At 68.0% G+C, this 14,653-nt stretch carries 13 protein-coding genes; 7 read left to right on the plus strand and 6 right to left on the minus strand.

Going from position 1 to position 14,653, the window contains the following annotated elements:
* The first annotated feature begins 3 nt into the window (after positions 1 to 3).
* The 4 genes from ACQY78_RS22185 to ACQY78_RS22200 are packed head-to-tail and all read left to right on the plus strand — an operon-like array spanning position 4 to position 4,423.
* Positions 4 to 1,476, plus strand: coding sequence for a hypothetical protein (locus ACQY78_RS22185; RefSeq protein ID WP_428678806.1), 1,473 nt, complete (start codon positions 4 to 6; stop codon positions 1,474 to 1,476).
* Complete coding sequence (xerD, locus tag ACQY78_RS22190) at positions 1,473 to 2,414, plus strand: site-specific tyrosine recombinase XerD (RefSeq protein ID WP_428678809.1); 942 nt, start codon at positions 1,473 to 1,475, stop codon at positions 2,412 to 2,414. Before ACQY78_RS22185 ends, xerD begins: the two co-directional genes overlap by 4 nt.
* 33 nt (positions 2,415 to 2,447) lie before the next feature.
* Positions 2,448 to 3,401, plus strand: coding sequence for an acetyl-CoA carboxylase carboxyltransferase subunit alpha (locus ACQY78_RS22195; protein ID WP_428678811.1), 954 nt, complete (start codon positions 2,448 to 2,450; stop codon positions 3,399 to 3,401).
* Between the two features lie 5 nt (positions 3,402 to 3,406).
* Positions 3,407 to 4,423 carry an LLM class flavin-dependent oxidoreductase gene (locus tag ACQY78_RS22200; protein WP_428678813.1) on the plus strand — a complete coding sequence of 339 codons (1,017 nt, stop codon included), beginning with the start codon at positions 3,407 to 3,409 and terminating at the stop codon, positions 4,421 to 4,423.
* 74 nt (positions 4,424 to 4,497) lie between these two features.
* Here the strand turns inward: ACQY78_RS22200 and ACQY78_RS22205 are convergent, their stop codons facing one another.
* Together ACQY78_RS22205 and ACQY78_RS22210 are read right to left on the minus strand one after the other, a co-directional pair.
* Entirely contained in the window at positions 4,498 to 5,781 is a 1,284-nt protein-coding gene (locus ACQY78_RS22205; RefSeq protein ID WP_428678815.1) for a tetratricopeptide repeat protein, read from the minus strand.
* Positions 5,781 to 6,428, minus strand: a complete 648-nt coding sequence (locus ACQY78_RS22210) for a TIGR02466 family protein (RefSeq protein ID WP_428678818.1) — start codon at positions 6,426 to 6,428, stop codon at positions 5,781 to 5,783. Before ACQY78_RS22210 ends, ACQY78_RS22205 begins: the two co-directional genes overlap by 1 nt.
* Before the next feature lie 83 nt (positions 6,429 to 6,511).
* On the opposite strand from ACQY78_RS22210, the gene ACQY78_RS22215 reads away from it, so the two are divergent.
* Entirely contained in the window at positions 6,512 to 7,408 is an 897-nt protein-coding gene (locus ACQY78_RS22215; protein WP_428678820.1) for a TauD/TfdA dioxygenase family protein, read from the plus strand.
* 112 nt (positions 7,409 to 7,520) lie between these two features.
* Here the strand turns inward: ACQY78_RS22215 and ACQY78_RS22220 are convergent, their stop codons facing one another.
* Positions 7,521 to 8,027 (minus strand): GNAT family N-acetyltransferase, encoded by a 507-nt coding sequence (locus ACQY78_RS22220; RefSeq protein ID WP_428678823.1) that lies wholly within the window; start codon positions 8,025 to 8,027, stop codon positions 7,521 to 7,523.
* A gap of 45 nt (positions 8,028 to 8,072) precedes the next feature.
* Between ACQY78_RS22220 and ACQY78_RS22225 the strand changes: the two genes are divergently transcribed.
* Positions 8,073 to 8,933: an FAS1-like dehydratase domain-containing protein gene (locus ACQY78_RS22225; RefSeq protein WP_428678826.1), complete on the plus strand. Its 861-nt coding sequence runs from the start codon at positions 8,073 to 8,075 to the stop codon at positions 8,931 to 8,933.
* Positions 8,934 to 9,119: 186 nt separating this feature from the next.
* Complete coding sequence (locus ACQY78_RS22230; RefSeq protein WP_428678828.1) at positions 9,120 to 10,373, plus strand: MFS transporter; 1,254 nt, start codon at positions 9,120 to 9,122, stop codon at positions 10,371 to 10,373.
* Here ACQY78_RS22230 and ACQY78_RS22235 read toward each other — a convergent pair.
* Genes ACQY78_RS22235 through ACQY78_RS22245 form a run of 3 tightly spaced genes read right to left on the minus strand, consistent with a single transcriptional unit; the run spans position 10,370 to position 14,585 of the window.
* Positions 10,370 to 11,605, minus strand: coding sequence for an epoxide hydrolase family protein (locus ACQY78_RS22235; RefSeq protein ID WP_428678831.1), 1,236 nt, complete (start codon positions 11,603 to 11,605; stop codon positions 10,370 to 10,372). The genes ACQY78_RS22230 and ACQY78_RS22235 overlap by 4 nt on opposite strands.
* Positions 11,606 to 11,627: 22 nt before the next feature.
* Positions 11,628 to 12,383, minus strand: coding sequence for a tyrosine-protein phosphatase (locus ACQY78_RS22240; protein WP_428678834.1), 756 nt, complete (start codon positions 12,381 to 12,383; stop codon positions 11,628 to 11,630).
* A gap of 45 nt (positions 12,384 to 12,428) precedes the next feature.
* The gene (locus ACQY78_RS22245) at positions 12,429 to 14,585 is read right to left on the minus strand and encodes a TonB-dependent receptor (protein WP_428678836.1); all 2,157 of its coding nucleotides are present in this window, start codon (positions 14,583 to 14,585) and stop codon (positions 12,429 to 12,431) included.
* Between the last annotated feature and the right edge of the window lie 68 nt (positions 14,586 to 14,653).

A 14,653-nucleotide genomic window follows, 5' to 3' on the forward strand; every position in this document is an offset into this window, starting at 1 on the left:
GGCATGCCGGCCGACGCCTGGAACGGCACGTCGCTCGCCACGGCCAAGCGACTGGTTTCGTCCCTGCAGCCGGCGCCGCGCAGCCGCGCCTTGCGCGACCTTCAGTTCAAGCTGCTGGTGAGCGAAGTCCGGCCCCCGGCCTCCGACGGCAGCCCGCCGCCCAGCCTGTTCGCCCGCAAGGTCGATCGGCTGGCCGCCATGGGCGAGGCCGAGACCCTGAACGAGATCGTGCGCAGCATCGGCGGTTATGCCGATCCGCCGCTGGCGGCGGCGACGGTCAACGCGCTGATGATGGCCGGCGAGAAGGACTCGGCCTGCCAGATCGTGCGCACCAATGCCCTGGCCGAGCCTTTCGGGCGCCGCGCCAGCACCGTCTGCAAGCTGGTGGCCGGCGACAATGGCGGGGCGCGGGAAACTGCGGCCGCCCTGCGCAGCAGCGATCCTGCATTTTACAAGCTGGTCGAGATCGCGGCGGAAGGCCTGTCGCCCACCGCGCCGCCGCCCGCCCAGCTCGACGGACCCGCGATGGTGATGCTCGACCTGGCCTATATCCAGCCGTCGGCCGCGACCCTGCGATCGACGCAGCCCTCGCTGATGCGCTCGCTCGTGGCTCACCGGACCCTGCCGGTGCCGACACGGCTCGACATTGCCGAGCGGGGCGAGGCGCTGGCCATCGTCGAGGCCTCGAAGCTCGGTGACCTCTATCTCGAAGCGGTGCGCGACAAGGTCGTGCTGCCGGCGCCGATGGCCAAGCGGGCGCGCATGGTCGCGGCGGCGCGCGGGGCGCAGAACGCGCAGCAGCTCATGAGTGCGATCGCCGCGGTCTATGGCGACGAGCGTGGCGGCCCGCTCTTTCCGACGGTCGCGCGGGCCAGCGCGGGCGCGCTGATGAACGTGGCCCCCAAGCCGGAATATGCGGCCGTGGCGCAGGAGGTCATCCGCGGCTTCCTGCTGCTGGGCGACAAGCAGCAGGGCAAGGCATGGACGCGCCTCGCCGTGTCGACGGCCTTCAACGACAGCCGCGCGATGGGCTCGCTCGAACGGCTGATGCCGTTGATGGCGGTGGCCGGCGTCGATGACGCCAAGCGGCTGCCGCCCGAGGAGGTCAATCGCTGGTATGAGGTGCTGGCTAGGGAGAACCCCGCGCAGGCGCCGCTTCGCGGCTACCTCCTGCTCGAACTGTTCCGCGCCATCGGCTTCGATATCCCCGCCAAGGCGACGAACTTGCCCGAGACGCCGGGCCCGGCCCGGCTCGTGTCGCCGCCCGCGGCCACGATGCAGATGCTGCAGACGGCGGCGACGGGACGGCGGCGTGCCGAGACCGCGTTGCTGGCCTGCATCGCCAGTGGCGAAACGCCGCTCGGCGAGCTGCATCCGGCCGCGGTCGGCGCGATCGTGCGGGCGTTGCGCCAGGTCGGCGAGGAGTATGCGGGGAGGCTGTTCGCGGTCGAAGTCGCGATCGCCTACGGCCTGTGAAGCGCAAGCCTCCCTTCAGGCACGTGCGCGAGGCCGAGATGTTCCTCGAGATGCTGCAGGCCGAGCGCGGCGCCTCCAAGAATACGCTGCTCGCCTATGGCGCCGACCTGGCCGATCTCCAGAGTTTCCTGACGCGGCGCAAGCAAAGCCCGGCGACGGCCGACGCGGCGGCGTTGCGCGCCTATCTGAAGTCGCTCGACTATGTCGGCATGACGCCGCGCACGGTGGCGCGGCGCCTCTCGGTGATGCGCCAGTTCTTCCGGTTCCTGCTGGCCGAGCGGCTGCGCGACGACGATCCGTCGAGCACGCTGGATTCGCCGCGGCTCGGCCGGCCGCTGCCCAAGGTGCTGTCGCGCGAGGAGGTCGACCGGCTGATCGAGGCGGCGCGCACCAAGGATGCGGTCGATGGCGGGCGCATGGCGACGCTGCTCGAAATTCTCTACGCGGCCGGCCTGCGCGTGTCGGAGCTGGTGAGCCTTCCTCTGTCCGCCGTCGAACGCGACCCCTCGATGCTGCTGGTCCGGGGCAAGGGCGACAAGGAGCGGCTGGTACCGTTGTCTGACCCGGCGCGCACGGCCATCGTTGCTTGGCTGCACATGCGCCGCGGTCAGCTCGCCGACGGCGAGACCTCGAAGTTCCTGTTCCCGTCGCGCGGCCGGACCGGGCACCTGACACGACAGCGTTTCGCACAACTCCTGAAGGAAGCCGCGCTGGCCGCGGACATCGATCCCGCGCGGGTGTCGCCCCACGTGTTGCGCCACGCCTTCGCCAGCCATCTGCTGGCGGGCGGCGCCGATCTGCGCTCCGTTCAATTGATGCTGGGCCATGCAGATATCGCCACCACCCAGATCTATACGCACGTGCTCGACGAGAAGCTGCGCTCGCTGGTCCAGGAGCATCATCCGCTGGCCCGGCGAAAGCGCCGGCCGGCCGGTTGACAGGATTCCGCGACCGGGCGACACCTGCCCTCAATGACGATTTACCTCGACTTCGAGAAGCCGGTTGCGGAGCTGGAAGGCAAGATCGCCGAGCTTCGGCATCTTCCCAATTCCGGCGATGTCGACATCGCCGAGGAAGTCATGCGCCTGCAGGAGAAGGCGCATAAGCAGATTCGCGCGACCTACTCCAAGCTGACGCCGTGGCAGCGGGTGCAGGTCGCCCGCCATGCCGAGCGGCCGCACGCGCAGGCCTATATCGACCGGCTGATCACCGATTACACGCCGCTGGCCGGCGACCGCGCCTTCGGCGAGGACGCCGCCATCGTAGGCGGCATGGGCCGTCTGCAGGGTCGCAGCATCGTCGTGCTGGGCCAGCAGAAGGGCGACGACACCGATTCGCGCATCAAGCACAATTTCGGCATGGCGCGGCCCGAGGGCTATCGCAAGGCGCAGCGCCTGATGCGGCTCGCCGACCGGTTCAAGCTGCCGGTGCTGACCCTGGTCGACACGCCCGGCGCCTATCCCGGCATCGAGGCCGAGGCGCGCGGCCAGGCGGAAGCGATCGCCAGCTCGATCGAGACCTGCCTCGGGCTCGGCGTGCCGCTGGTCAGCGTGGTGATCGGCGAGGGCGGTTCGGGCGGCGCGCTCGCCATCGCCTCGGCCGACCGCGTCTACATGCTGGAGAACTCGGTCTACTCGGTGATCACGCCCGAAGGCTGCGCCTCGATCCTGTGGCGCAACAACGCCAACGCGCAGGACGCCGCCGAGGCGATGAAGGTGACCGCCGCCGATCTCAAGAAACTCGAAGTGATCGACGACGTGATCCCCGAGCCGATGGGCGGCGCCCATCGCGCACCCGGCGAGACCATCGACGTCGTGGGTCGTGTCGTTGCCGAAGCGATCGCCGACCTCTCCAAGCTCGACGCCGACACGTTGCGCGAGCGCCGCCAGGACAAGTTCCTGGCGATGGGCAAGAAGGGCCTCTGACTTCCTTGTCGCTGCGTCTCAGCGTTCTCGACCAGTCGCCGATCCGCAAGGGTGGCACGCCGGCCGAAGCCGTGCGCGATACGCTGGAGCTGGCGCAGCTCTGCGACCGGCTGGGCTACACGCGCTACTGGCTGGCCGAGCACCATAGCAGCGAGGCGCTGGCCGGCTCGACGCCCGAGGTATTGATCACGCGGGTGGCGGGCCTCACCGAGCGCATCCGTGTCGGATCGGGTGGCGTGATGCTGCCGCACTACAGCGCCTACAAGGTGGCGGAAAACTTCCGCATGCTGGAGACGCTGTTCCCCGGCCGCATCGACGTCGGCATCGGGCGCGCCCCGGGCAGCGACCAGCACACGATGCGCATCCTGGCCGACGGCAAGCCCAACTGGAGCGATGCGGAGAAATATCCCTACCAGGTGCGCGATCTGGTCGCCTGGCTGCACGACGCGCTGCCGCTGAACCACGAAGGCACCGGCGTCGTGGCGCAGCCCAGCGGCGAGACGGCCCCCGACGTCTGGCTGCTGGGATCGAGCGACGACAGCGCCGCACTGGCTGCGCATTTCGGGCTGCCGTTCTGCTTCGCACACTTCATCAATCCCGACGGCGGCGATGGCGTCACCCGCGCCTATCGTGCCCACTTCAAGCCGTCGTCGCTCCATCCCAAGCCGATGCCGCTGATGGCGATCTCGGTCCTCTGCGCGGAGACCGACGAGGAGGCCGACCTGCTGTCGCGCAGCCGCGAGGTCTGGGCGATGCGGCTGCGGACGCTGGGCAATCCCGGTCCCGTCCCGTCGGTCGCGGAAGCGACGGAAGCCGCCAAGGCGCCCGGCGCGGAGCGCTGGCTGCCGGCGCTTCGCCGCCGCTCGGTGGTCGGCTCGCCCAAGACGGTGAGGGCAGGGCTTGAACGCCACGCCGCGGCCTACGAGGTCGACGAGATCATGGCCGTGACGATCTGCTACGACTTCGAGAAGCGGAAGCGGTCGTACGAGTTGTTGGCCGAAGAGTTCGGGTTAAGCACGTAGCGTCTCATTGGAGCGCGCCACTCCAGTGGCGCTCATGATCATGATTGCGCCACAGGAGTGGCGCGCTCCAATGATTAAAGCCCCGCCAGCGGGAATCCCTTGCCCTTGCCGTTCTGCGGCCGGCGCTTCTCGATCATCGCGCGGGCCTCGCTCACGCGGCCGGCTTTCACCATCGCGGACGTCACCAGATATTCGAGCAGGTCGCGTTGCGCGCGGCTGCCGCCCAGGCGCTCGTGCGTGGCGAGCAGCGGTTCGATCTCGCCGAGGGCACGGTTCCAGTCGCCCTGCGCATAGGCCTCGAAGCCGCGCGCCATCGGCGCCAGCAGGTCGGCCGTCGGGCCGGCCGGGTTCTCGGCGAACTTCGCCAGGGCCGCGCCGTCGCCGGCCATCGCATAGGCCAGCACCGTGTGCATGTCGACGAAGCCCAGGCCCGGCCGTCCGAACCACTTGGTGGCGTAGTCCGCCAGCTCGCGCCAACGCTCCGGCTGGCGCGCTTCGCCCGCCATCTCGGCGCGGGCCAGGAAGGCGGCGCAGTCGGTCGCGACGTTGATCTGGGGGCCCCAGGCAACGGCGGGACTGAGCGCCTCGTCGTAGAGGCGCCAGGCCTCCTCCATGCGACCGGTTTCCATCGACCACAGCGCGAGATGCCAGTTGTTGTGGACGTGCATCAGGCCCTCGCGGGGATAGTTCTTCATCCACTCCTGCAGGAAGGCGAGCCCGGCTTCGCGTTCGCCCAGCTCGTAGAAGAGATGGCCGCGGATGTGCGCGGCATGGGCGCTCTTCGGGAAGGCGGCCAGCGCGGCGTCGATGTTGCGCTGGCCCTCGTCGAGCTTCTGCAACTCGATCTGCGCGAAGGCGAGCTGCGTGCGATACCACCAGTCGTCGCCGTAATGCTTCTCGAACGGTTCGAGAAGGGCGAGCTGGTCGACCTCGCGGCCGGGCTTGCCGGAGAAACCGATCAGGCCGAACACGCTGGTCGCCGGCGCGAGCGCCATGGCGTCGCGCGGCCAGTCCTTCATGTGTTCGCGGATCGCCTCGAGCGCGGCGGCGCCCTGGCCGGTCAGGATCTTCTCGAAGATCGCGATCTGGCTCTGCTCGCGCGGGCTGGCGTCGCCGGCCAGCTCCTTTGCGCGGGCGAGCGGCGCCTTGGCCTCGTGTCCGCGGCCGAGCAACTGCTTGGCGCGCGCGAGCGAGATATGGCCCAGCGCGAAAGTCTCGTCGGCATCGACGGCCCGCTGGAAGGCGGCGTCCATGCCGGGCGTTGCGGCCATCAGGCTGTCGACGCCCGTCAGATAGGCGTCGCGCGCCGCGGCCGATTGCGTGCCGAGTTCGTTGCCGTAGCGATCCTGCAGGCTCATCACTTCTCCTTGCCCGCCGTGGGATCCCACATCGGCGACGCCATGGTCTCGCTGAAATTCTTGAACATCAGGTTGAACGAGATGCTGATGCGGTCGCTCTCGCCGTCATTGGCCGGCACCGTGTGCTTCAGCCAGGACGGGAAGATCACCATGCGGCCCTCCTTGCTCGGCGCATTGGCGCCGTTGGCGGTGAGGCGCGTGTACTGGCGCGGCTTGGGCATGATCATCGAGGCCTGGCCGCGCGGATCCTGGAACAGGATCTGCGAACCGCCGGCCGGGATCGACACGTAGTAGACGCCGCTCAGGTAATTGTTCGGATGGTGATGCATCGGATGGTAGGCGCCGGGCGGATTGACGTTCGCCCAGCAGCCGGTGATCGCCATCGGATACTGATCGACCTGCAGGAAGCGGGCGACACCGCGGCCCGCCGTCTCGACCAGCTTGGCGAACTCCGCAAACGCCGGGCGCGTGTGCAGATCCTGCGGCGTCTGCCAGTTGCTGCCGGCCGGCACCTTGGATCGCGGCGCGATCAACCGCTCGATCTCGGCCTTGAGTTTCGCATTGAGGCTGGCTGCGGCGGCCGGCTGGAGGTCCACGATCCACAACGGGGTCGGGAAGATCTCCTGCACTTCCTGCTTCTCGATCATGGCTGAAAGTATATCCCGCGATTGCCGGATTGTCCGTTAGGTGATCCAATCCGTCGCATAAGCAAGAGCAAGGAGGAAGCCCGGTGGCTGTGTCGATCCATGCCGTGACGCCCGACTTCGTGGCCGAAGTCGGCGATGTCGCCCTGAACAAGGTCTCGCCCGAAGACCTCGCCGCGATCCGCGAGGCTTTCACAAAGTATGCGGTTCTGGTCTTCCCCGACCAGGAGTTCGACGACGACGGCCAGCTCGCCTTCGCGCGCCATTTCGGCCCGCTTGAGACGACCGTATTCATGGCACGCAAGGGGCATAACCTGCGCTTGCACCAGAACATGGCCGATGTCGGCAATCTCGACGCCGAGAACCGCATCCTCGAGACGAACAACCGCCAGCGCCTCTACAATCTCGGCAATCGCCTCTGGCACACGGACTCTTCGTTCAAGCGCCTTCCGGCCTACTGCTCGATGCTGCATGCCCGCTCGATCCCGCCGATCGGCGGCCATACCGAGTTCGCCGACATGCGCGCGGCCTACGACGCGCTGCCGGACTCGACGAAGGAACGGATCGCGGGGCTCGTCGCCGAGCACTCGATCATGACGTCGCGCGGCAGGCTCGGCTTCAAGGATTTCGACGAGAGCGAACGCGCCGCCTTCGCGCCGGTGCCGCAGGTGCTGGTCCGCCGCCTTCCGGACTCGGGACGCATGAGCCTCTACATCGCCAGCCACGCCGGCGCGATCCGCGGCATGCCCGACGACGAGGCGCGCCAGCTCATCGACGAGCTGACCGCGCATGCCACGCAGCGCCAGTTCGTCCACGCCCATCGCTGGCGCGAGAACGACCTGGTGATCTGGGACAATCGCTGCACCATGCATCGCGGCATGGAGTTCGACGACCAGCGCTACAAGCGCGACATGCGCCGCGCCACCGTCTCCGACGTCGCCCCGACCTGCGAGCAGATGGGCCTGTCCGTCGCCGCGGAGTAGCTGCGTCACCCCCTCACCTGACCTCTCCCCCGATCGGGGAGAGGAACATGAATCTCAGACTCCTCTCCACCGCTAGGGGGAGAGGCTGGGTGAGGGGGCTGCGCACGCTCGGTCAATCGAGCAAGCGCCGCATGATCGTCCGCCGCCACGGCGGGTGGCCATGGCGGTTCTCCTCCATCGACTGCATGCGGAAGATGTGCGGCCAGTCTCCGCGCGGCACTTCCTCGAAGCCGCGGCGCTCGTAGTAGGGCGCGTTCCACGGGACATCGCGATAGGTCGACAGATGGAGTGTGCGATGGCCCAGGCTGCGGGCGGCTGTCGCGGTTTGTTCGATTAATGCTCTGCCGAAGCCGTACCCCTGCCAGCGTTGCAGCACCGAGAGTTGGTCGAGCCACGCCGTGCCACCCGGGAGTTTCATCAGCGCGAAGCCCACAGGTCGATTGAGCGGTGAGACCGCGACCCAGAGCCTCCCCTCGCGCCGGCCGGCCTCGAGCGAAGCGAGGCTGGCCGGCGGCATGTCGACGACGAGGCCGAGGCCCACGCGCCGATAGCGCAGGTCGGCCTCGTTTTCGATCTGCGGCAGCAGCTTGATTTCGTGCGGGTGCGGGCGGCGAATCATGGCAGGGGATTGGTTAGGCTGGCTGAAAGTCCGGAGGAAGTACCCATGACCATCGACATCGAACCGCTCAAGAAGGAACTCGGCCGCAAGATCGAGGACGAGGACGTCGTCACGCAGGCGCCGCTCAAGGCGATGATCGCGACCTTCGACCGCGACGACAAGGTGCCGGAAGAGGGCGAGGCGATCGCGCCGGGCTGGCACCTCTGCTTCCTGCATTCGTATGCCCGCCGCAACGTGCTGGCCGAAGACGGGCTGCCGACCGAAGGCGGCGTGCTGCCCAAGATCCCGCTGCCGCGCCGCATGTATGCCGGCTCGACCTTCACGTTCGAGGGCGATATCCGCGTCGGCGACAAGCTCCGCCGCGAGACCGAGTTCTCCGATGTGCAGCTGCGGGGCGGCGGCACCGGCAGCCTGATCGTCACCAGCCAGACGCGCCGCATCTATACGCCGCGCGGGCTCGCCGTCACCGAGGTCGCGAACACCGTGTTCCGCGAGGAGGTGAAGGCGGGCGAGAAGAGCGGCGTGCCAGTGCGCGAGGCGGCCCCCACCGACGTCCCGTGGCGGCGCACGATCAAGGCCGATCCGGTGATGCTGTTCCGTTACTCGGCCATCACTTTCAACCCGCATCGCATCCATTACGACCGGACCTACTGCATCGAGACCGAGGGCTATCCCGGCCTCGTCGTGCACGGACCCTTCGCCCAGCAATGCCTGTTCGACCTGCTGCGCGATTCCAATCCCGGCCGGCCGATCAGGAGCTTCGCCATCCGCGCCCGCGCGCCGCTGTTCGACACCGCGCCGTTCGACGCGATCGGACGGCCGACCACCGATGGCAAGGGGGCCGAGCTCTGGACGGTGACGCCGCAGGGCACGATCGCAGCGCAGGCCACGGCGACCTTCGCCTAGAGTCTGTTTGAATGTAATTGTGATCCAACTACCTCCTCATGCTGAGGAGGCTGCGGAGCAGCCGTCTCGAAGCATGGGCTACAGACACCACGCTCGTTGCCCATCCTTCGAGACGCGCGCTGCGCGCGCTCCTCAGGATGAGGTATTTGGGGGCTGACTTTGAGTCAGAAAGACTCCGGCTTGCGGATGCAAGCACCGCCCCTGCCGCGCTTCCTGATTCCGCGGCTGCCCTTCTTCTATGGCTGGGTGGTGCTGGGCTGCATCTGCCTCGCGGGCTTCGCGCGGCAGGGGCCGGCGGTGGCCGTGCTCTCGATCTTCGTCGTGCCGATGACCGAGGCGTTCGGCTGGTCGCGCACGGAGATGTCGGGTGCGGTGTCGCTGGGCGGCGTGCTGGCGGCCATCCTCTCGCCGCTGATCGGACCGTTCGTCGATCGCCGCGGCGCGCGTCTCGTGCTCTGCCTCGCGGTGGCGGGCACGGGCATCGCCTGCATGGCGCTGTCGCTCATACAATCGTTGCTGTTGTTCTACGTGCTGTTCTGCTTCGCCCGCATGATCTGGGCCGGACCGTTCGACCTCGGCCTCTACGGCGCGCTCAACAACTGGTTCGTGGCGCGCCGCGGCATCGCCGCCTCGTTTGCCACCCTGGCGCAGATGTCGGGGCTGGTGGGGCTGCCGCTGATCGCGCAGTTCGCCATAAGCGGTGCGGACTGGCGGGCCGGCTGGATCGCGGTCGGCGCGACGGTGCTGCTGGTCGGCTTCGTGCCGTGCTGGCTCTTGCTGGTGCGGCGGCCGGAGGATGTCGGCCTGCAGCCCGACCGCTTGGCCAACGGCAAGGCACCGCCCCTGGTCGAGCCGCGCTGGAGCCGGGCACAGGCGATGCGGACGCCGGCCTTCTGGCTGCTCTCGCTCTACACGGTTCTGCTGTTCCCCGTGCAGGCCGGGGTCAGCCTGCACAATGCGCCGCACCTGATCGAGCGCGGCCTGTCGCCGGTCGCGGCGGCTTCGGTGATCGCCTTCGTCGCCATGCTCTCGGGGGCGGCGAGCTTCGGCATCGGCTTCCTGCCGCGCCGATGGCCGGTGCGCTACCAGATGGCGCTGTGTGCCGCGTGCATGGCGCTCGGCAGCTACGGGCTGATCTTCGTCTCCGGGGTGGAGAGCGCGATGGCGGCAGCCGGCCTGTTCGGCATCGGCATCGGGGGCATCCTGCTGCTGCTGCCCGTGGCCTGGGCGGACTATTTCGGACGCGAGAGCTATGGCGCCATCCGCGGCGTGGCGCTGTCCTTGCAGGTCACGGCGCAGGCCGCCGGGCCGCTGGCCTCGGGCATGCTGCGCGACTGGAGCGGCACCTACACCGACTCGCTGCTGCTGTTCGGCACGCTGGCGACGCTGGGCGTGATCGCGGCGCTGGCGGCGCAGCGGCCGCGAGTTCTGGCGATTTAGTCGTTCGCCGCGCCGTAGCGCAGGGGGCGGAAGAAGGCCCTGATGTCCTCGACCAGCAGCTCCGGTTCTTCGAGCGCCGCGAAGTGGCCGCCGCTCGGCATGATCGTGTGGCGGCGGAGATTGAAAGCGCGCTCGATCCATTCCCTGGGCGGGGCCGGCGCGATGTCGGCGGGGAAGGCTGCGAAGCCGGTCGGCGTTTCCACCTTCGCACCCTCGGGCAGCGTGCGGGGCTTCTGCTCGGCGGCGCCACGATAGAGCCACGTCGAGGTGCCGGCCGTGCCGGTCAGCCAGTAGACCATGATGTTGTCGAGCAGCGTGTCCATCGAGAAGCGCTTGAGCGGATCGCCGCCGCAATCGCTCCACGCCTGGAACTTCTCGACGATCCAGGCGGCCAGCCCGACCGGCGAATCGGCGAGCGCCACGCCCAGGGTCTGCGGCCGTGTCGCGTGGATGCGCTGGTAGGCGGTCTTGTCGTCCAGCGCGCTGCCCATCTTCGCAAGCCAGGCCTGTTCGTCGGCGCTCAAGGTGGCCGTCTTGAGATCGAGGCCCGGCCGCAGCCCCATCATGTTGAGATGGACGCCGAGGACGCCAGAGTCGTCCTGCTGCGGATGGTCGAAAGCCAGCCATGACGAGACGACGCTGCCCCAGTCGCCGCCCTGGATGCCGTAAGGGCGGTCGTAGTTGAGCTTTTCGGTGACGAGCTTGTGCCACAGGCCGGCGATGGCACGCGGCCCGATCGGGCCCGTCGTGCCGTCCTCGCGGATCGGCGGACCGGAGAAGCCATACCCCGGCAGCGACGGCACGATCACGTCGAAGGCGTCGAGCGGATCGCCGCCATGGTCTTCGGGATGGGCGAGGACATCGATGAGGTGCAGGAACTCGACGATCGATCCCGGCCAGCCATGGGTCACGACCAGCGGCAGCGGCCGCGGCGCGTCCTCGACCTCGGTGCCGGGTTCGCGGATGAAATGGAGGCGCTGTGGGCCGATATCGACCAGGTAGTTCGGCCACTGGTTGATGGCCTCCTGGCAGCGCTGCCAGTCGTAGCCATGCCGCCAATAGTCGACCAGCTCGGCCAGGAAGGCGGGATCGGTGCCGGAGGCCCAGGAGCCGCCATCGGCAATCGCCACCGGCGGACGCCAGCGGCGCAGGCGCTCGTCGAGATCGATCAGCGCCCGTTCGGGAATGTCGACCTTGAAGGGTTCGGGAGTGTCGTAGCGCGTGTCGGCCATGCCGACAGGCGTAGCGCGGAACTCACCCTTCCAGCAAATCCGCCTTCAGCCGTTCGCGGGCCGCGGCGTCGAGGCCGAGCGCCTTTTCGGCGAAGGCTTCGGGTGAGCCGAAATCGCCGCGGACGACCTCGAAGGCGGCTTCGAGGTAGGGCGTGCGGGCTTCGATGATGGCCGCGCGAGTGTCGATGTCGAGCTCGGGATAGCGGCCGAGATGGCCGGTCCAGAGTTCGTTGGTGCGGAGGTAATCCTCCAGAACCGTTTCCCAGGGCACGCCGAGCAGGGAGAGCAGCAGGGCCGAAGCGAAGCCGGTTCGGTCCTTGCCGGCGGTGCAGTGGAACACCAGCGGCCGATGTGTGCCGTCGCTCAGGGTCGCGAACAGGGTCTGGAAACCCGGCGCGCAGCGGCGCGGATAGTCACGGTAATGATCCGTGAGGAACCCCATCATGATGTGCGGGTTGGCCGTCCCGTCGGCCACGGCGCCGCGGATCTTGTCGCCGACGCCGGGTTCGATGTGCGCGCCGACGATGCGGCACGCGAGACCCTCGATCAGGTGCGGCGTCTCGGCCGCCTCGCTCACGCCGCGCAGGTCGACGATGGTGCGGACGCCGAGGCGTCCGAGAGCGCTGCGGTCCTCGGCAGTCAGGCCGCCGAGATGGGCCGAGCGGAACACCGTGTTGCGTCGCACGGTGCGTCCGTCCTCGGTCTTGTAGCCGCCGAGGTCGCGGAAGTTGGAGCCGCCCTGAAGGGTCAGGACGAAGGGAAGGCTGGTGTCAGGCATGGTGCTTTTCTACCACGCCCGGCCTTTCCGTATCATGTTTGCGCGTCAGAATTTTTGCGCCAGCGTCACGAAGAAGGCGCGGCGCATTCCGTATTGCGGTGCCCCGACGCCCACGCCTTCGCCGGTGCGCAGCTGGTAGACGCCATCGGTCACGTTGATCGCGTCGAGGCGGATCTGGGTGCCCTTGCTGCCGCCGAGCGGCACCTTCTGCGTCACAGAGAGATTGAGCGTGGCATAGGCCGGCAGCGACGTATCGTTGGGGGTCACGACGCTGGTGCGCAGGCCGCTGCCGAACAGCATGTCGGCCGACACCCGGGTGGCCCGGTCGGTGCCCGAGTTGAAGATGTAGGCGGCGCCGGCGGAACCGGTCCAGCCCTGGTCGTGGTCGGCGGCGATCCAGTGGTTGGCGATGTAGTTGAGATCCTCGGTGGAGAAATTGTACTGGGCGGACTTGATGCCGGTGGCGCTGACCTTGGACCAGGCGAGGTTGCCGTAGAGCGACCACGGACCCTGGTCGTAGTTGGCGTAGAGTTCGAAGCCCTTCACCTGCGCGTTCGCGTAGTTGAAGGAGGCCAGCTGGATCGGCGCGCCGAACTGGCCCTTGTCGAGATAGTTCTCCGCGAACTTGTAATAGCCGGAGAAGCCGAGGGTCAGGCCCTCCACCGGCTTCACCGTCAGGCCGACGTCGAAATAATCCGATCGTTCAGCCCTGACCGGATCGTTCGTGTAGTTCTCGGGCTCGGCCGTCGTGCCGGCCCGGGCGGCGAGCGACCCGTAGCCGACCTGGTTGAGCGGAGCCGGCACGAAGTAGCGCGAGTAGCCGGCGCGCAGGCTGATCTGGGATGTGGGTTCCCAGACGACGTTGATGCGCGGGCTGACCTGGTTCTCCGAGATCTGTCCGGAGATGGCGTCGAAGCGTGCGCCGAAGTTCACCGTTACGGTCGGGATGACCTTCCATTCGTCCTGCAGGTAGACGCTGTAGGTCCAGCCGACGAGGGTGGAACCGTCGCTGAAGCCGACCGGACTGTCGCCGGGGATCAGCGCCGTCGGATCGGTGGGGTCGGGAACGAGCCCGAGCGCATTGTTCTGACTGAAGCTCGAGACCTGTTCGCGCTGGACCAGGAAGCCGCCACGCAGCGTGTGATTGGAGGCCACCTTCAAGCTTGCGTCGCCCTGGGCGCCGAACGCGAGGCTGGAGCGCTGCGACCATGGCGCGATGCCGTTGTAGAGCAGGTCGCCCAGCGCGTCGGGCTGGTAGGATAGCTTGGAGTAGCGGCCGAAGCCGGAGAGCTGCATGTTGAAGTTCTGGTAGCTCTTCTGCATCGACGCGATGCCGAAGTACGTATCCTCCCACTGGCGCTGGTCGAGCGCCGCACTGTTCCAGTCGGAGATTCCGTTGACCGTGAAGGAAGGCGTCTGACCGGGCACGTTGGGGATCTGGTAGCGCGCGCTGGCGCCGCCGGCGATGAAGCTCAGGCGGGTATTCTCGTCGGCCACGGCGCTGAGCTTGGTCAGCGCGTACCATTGCGCGGTGGCGTCGTGGAGCGGGGCCGTGCTGGACGTCGGATTCTCGATGCCGATGTTGTTGCTGACATATTGGCCGACAGCGAAATAGTCGAAGTTGCCGGAGCGGCCGCCATATTCCAGCGCCGGCTGCACCCAGTTGTTGGATCCGACCATTGCCGAAACCTCGCCGCCGGGGTTGGTCGTGCCGGACTTCACCGTGATGTCGACCACGCCGGCGGTGCGCAGGCCGTACTGGGCGGGCAGGGCGCCGGTGATCAGCGAGAGCTGGTCGGCAAAGCGTGGCGACATGATGTTGCTGAACAGCGCCAGACCTTCGGGAAGCTGCACGCCGTCGAGCCGGTACTGCAGGCTGCCATGGTCTCCGCGCACGTGGATCTGACCGAACCCGTCCTGCACGACGCCGGGCGCCCGCAGCAGCACCTGGTTGAGCGGGGCATTCTCGCCGAGCGGCGTGTTGCTGATCGCCGTCTTGCTGAAGTCGTAGCGCGTCGCGCCGAGGCTCGGCTGGATCTCGCTGCGCTCGCGGTCGAGCCGCTTGCCAACCACCTCGATCGAGAGCCCGTCCGAGGGGACCTGCGGCGGGGCCGGCTCGGCCGGGGGCGTCTGCGCCAGTGACGGTTGCGCCGCGGAGAGACCTGCCGCGAGGGCCAGTGCCGATACTCCAATGCGCTGCATCCAGGGTCTCCGCTCAAAACGTTATATTATAACTAGTTACAGTATAACGTTAATGAGCGTCAATCGCC

Origin of the sequence: Reyranella sp. (assembly GCF_965279625.1) — a bacterium.
Taxonomy (GTDB): domain Bacteria; phylum Pseudomonadota; class Alphaproteobacteria; order Reyranellales; family Reyranellaceae; genus Reyranella.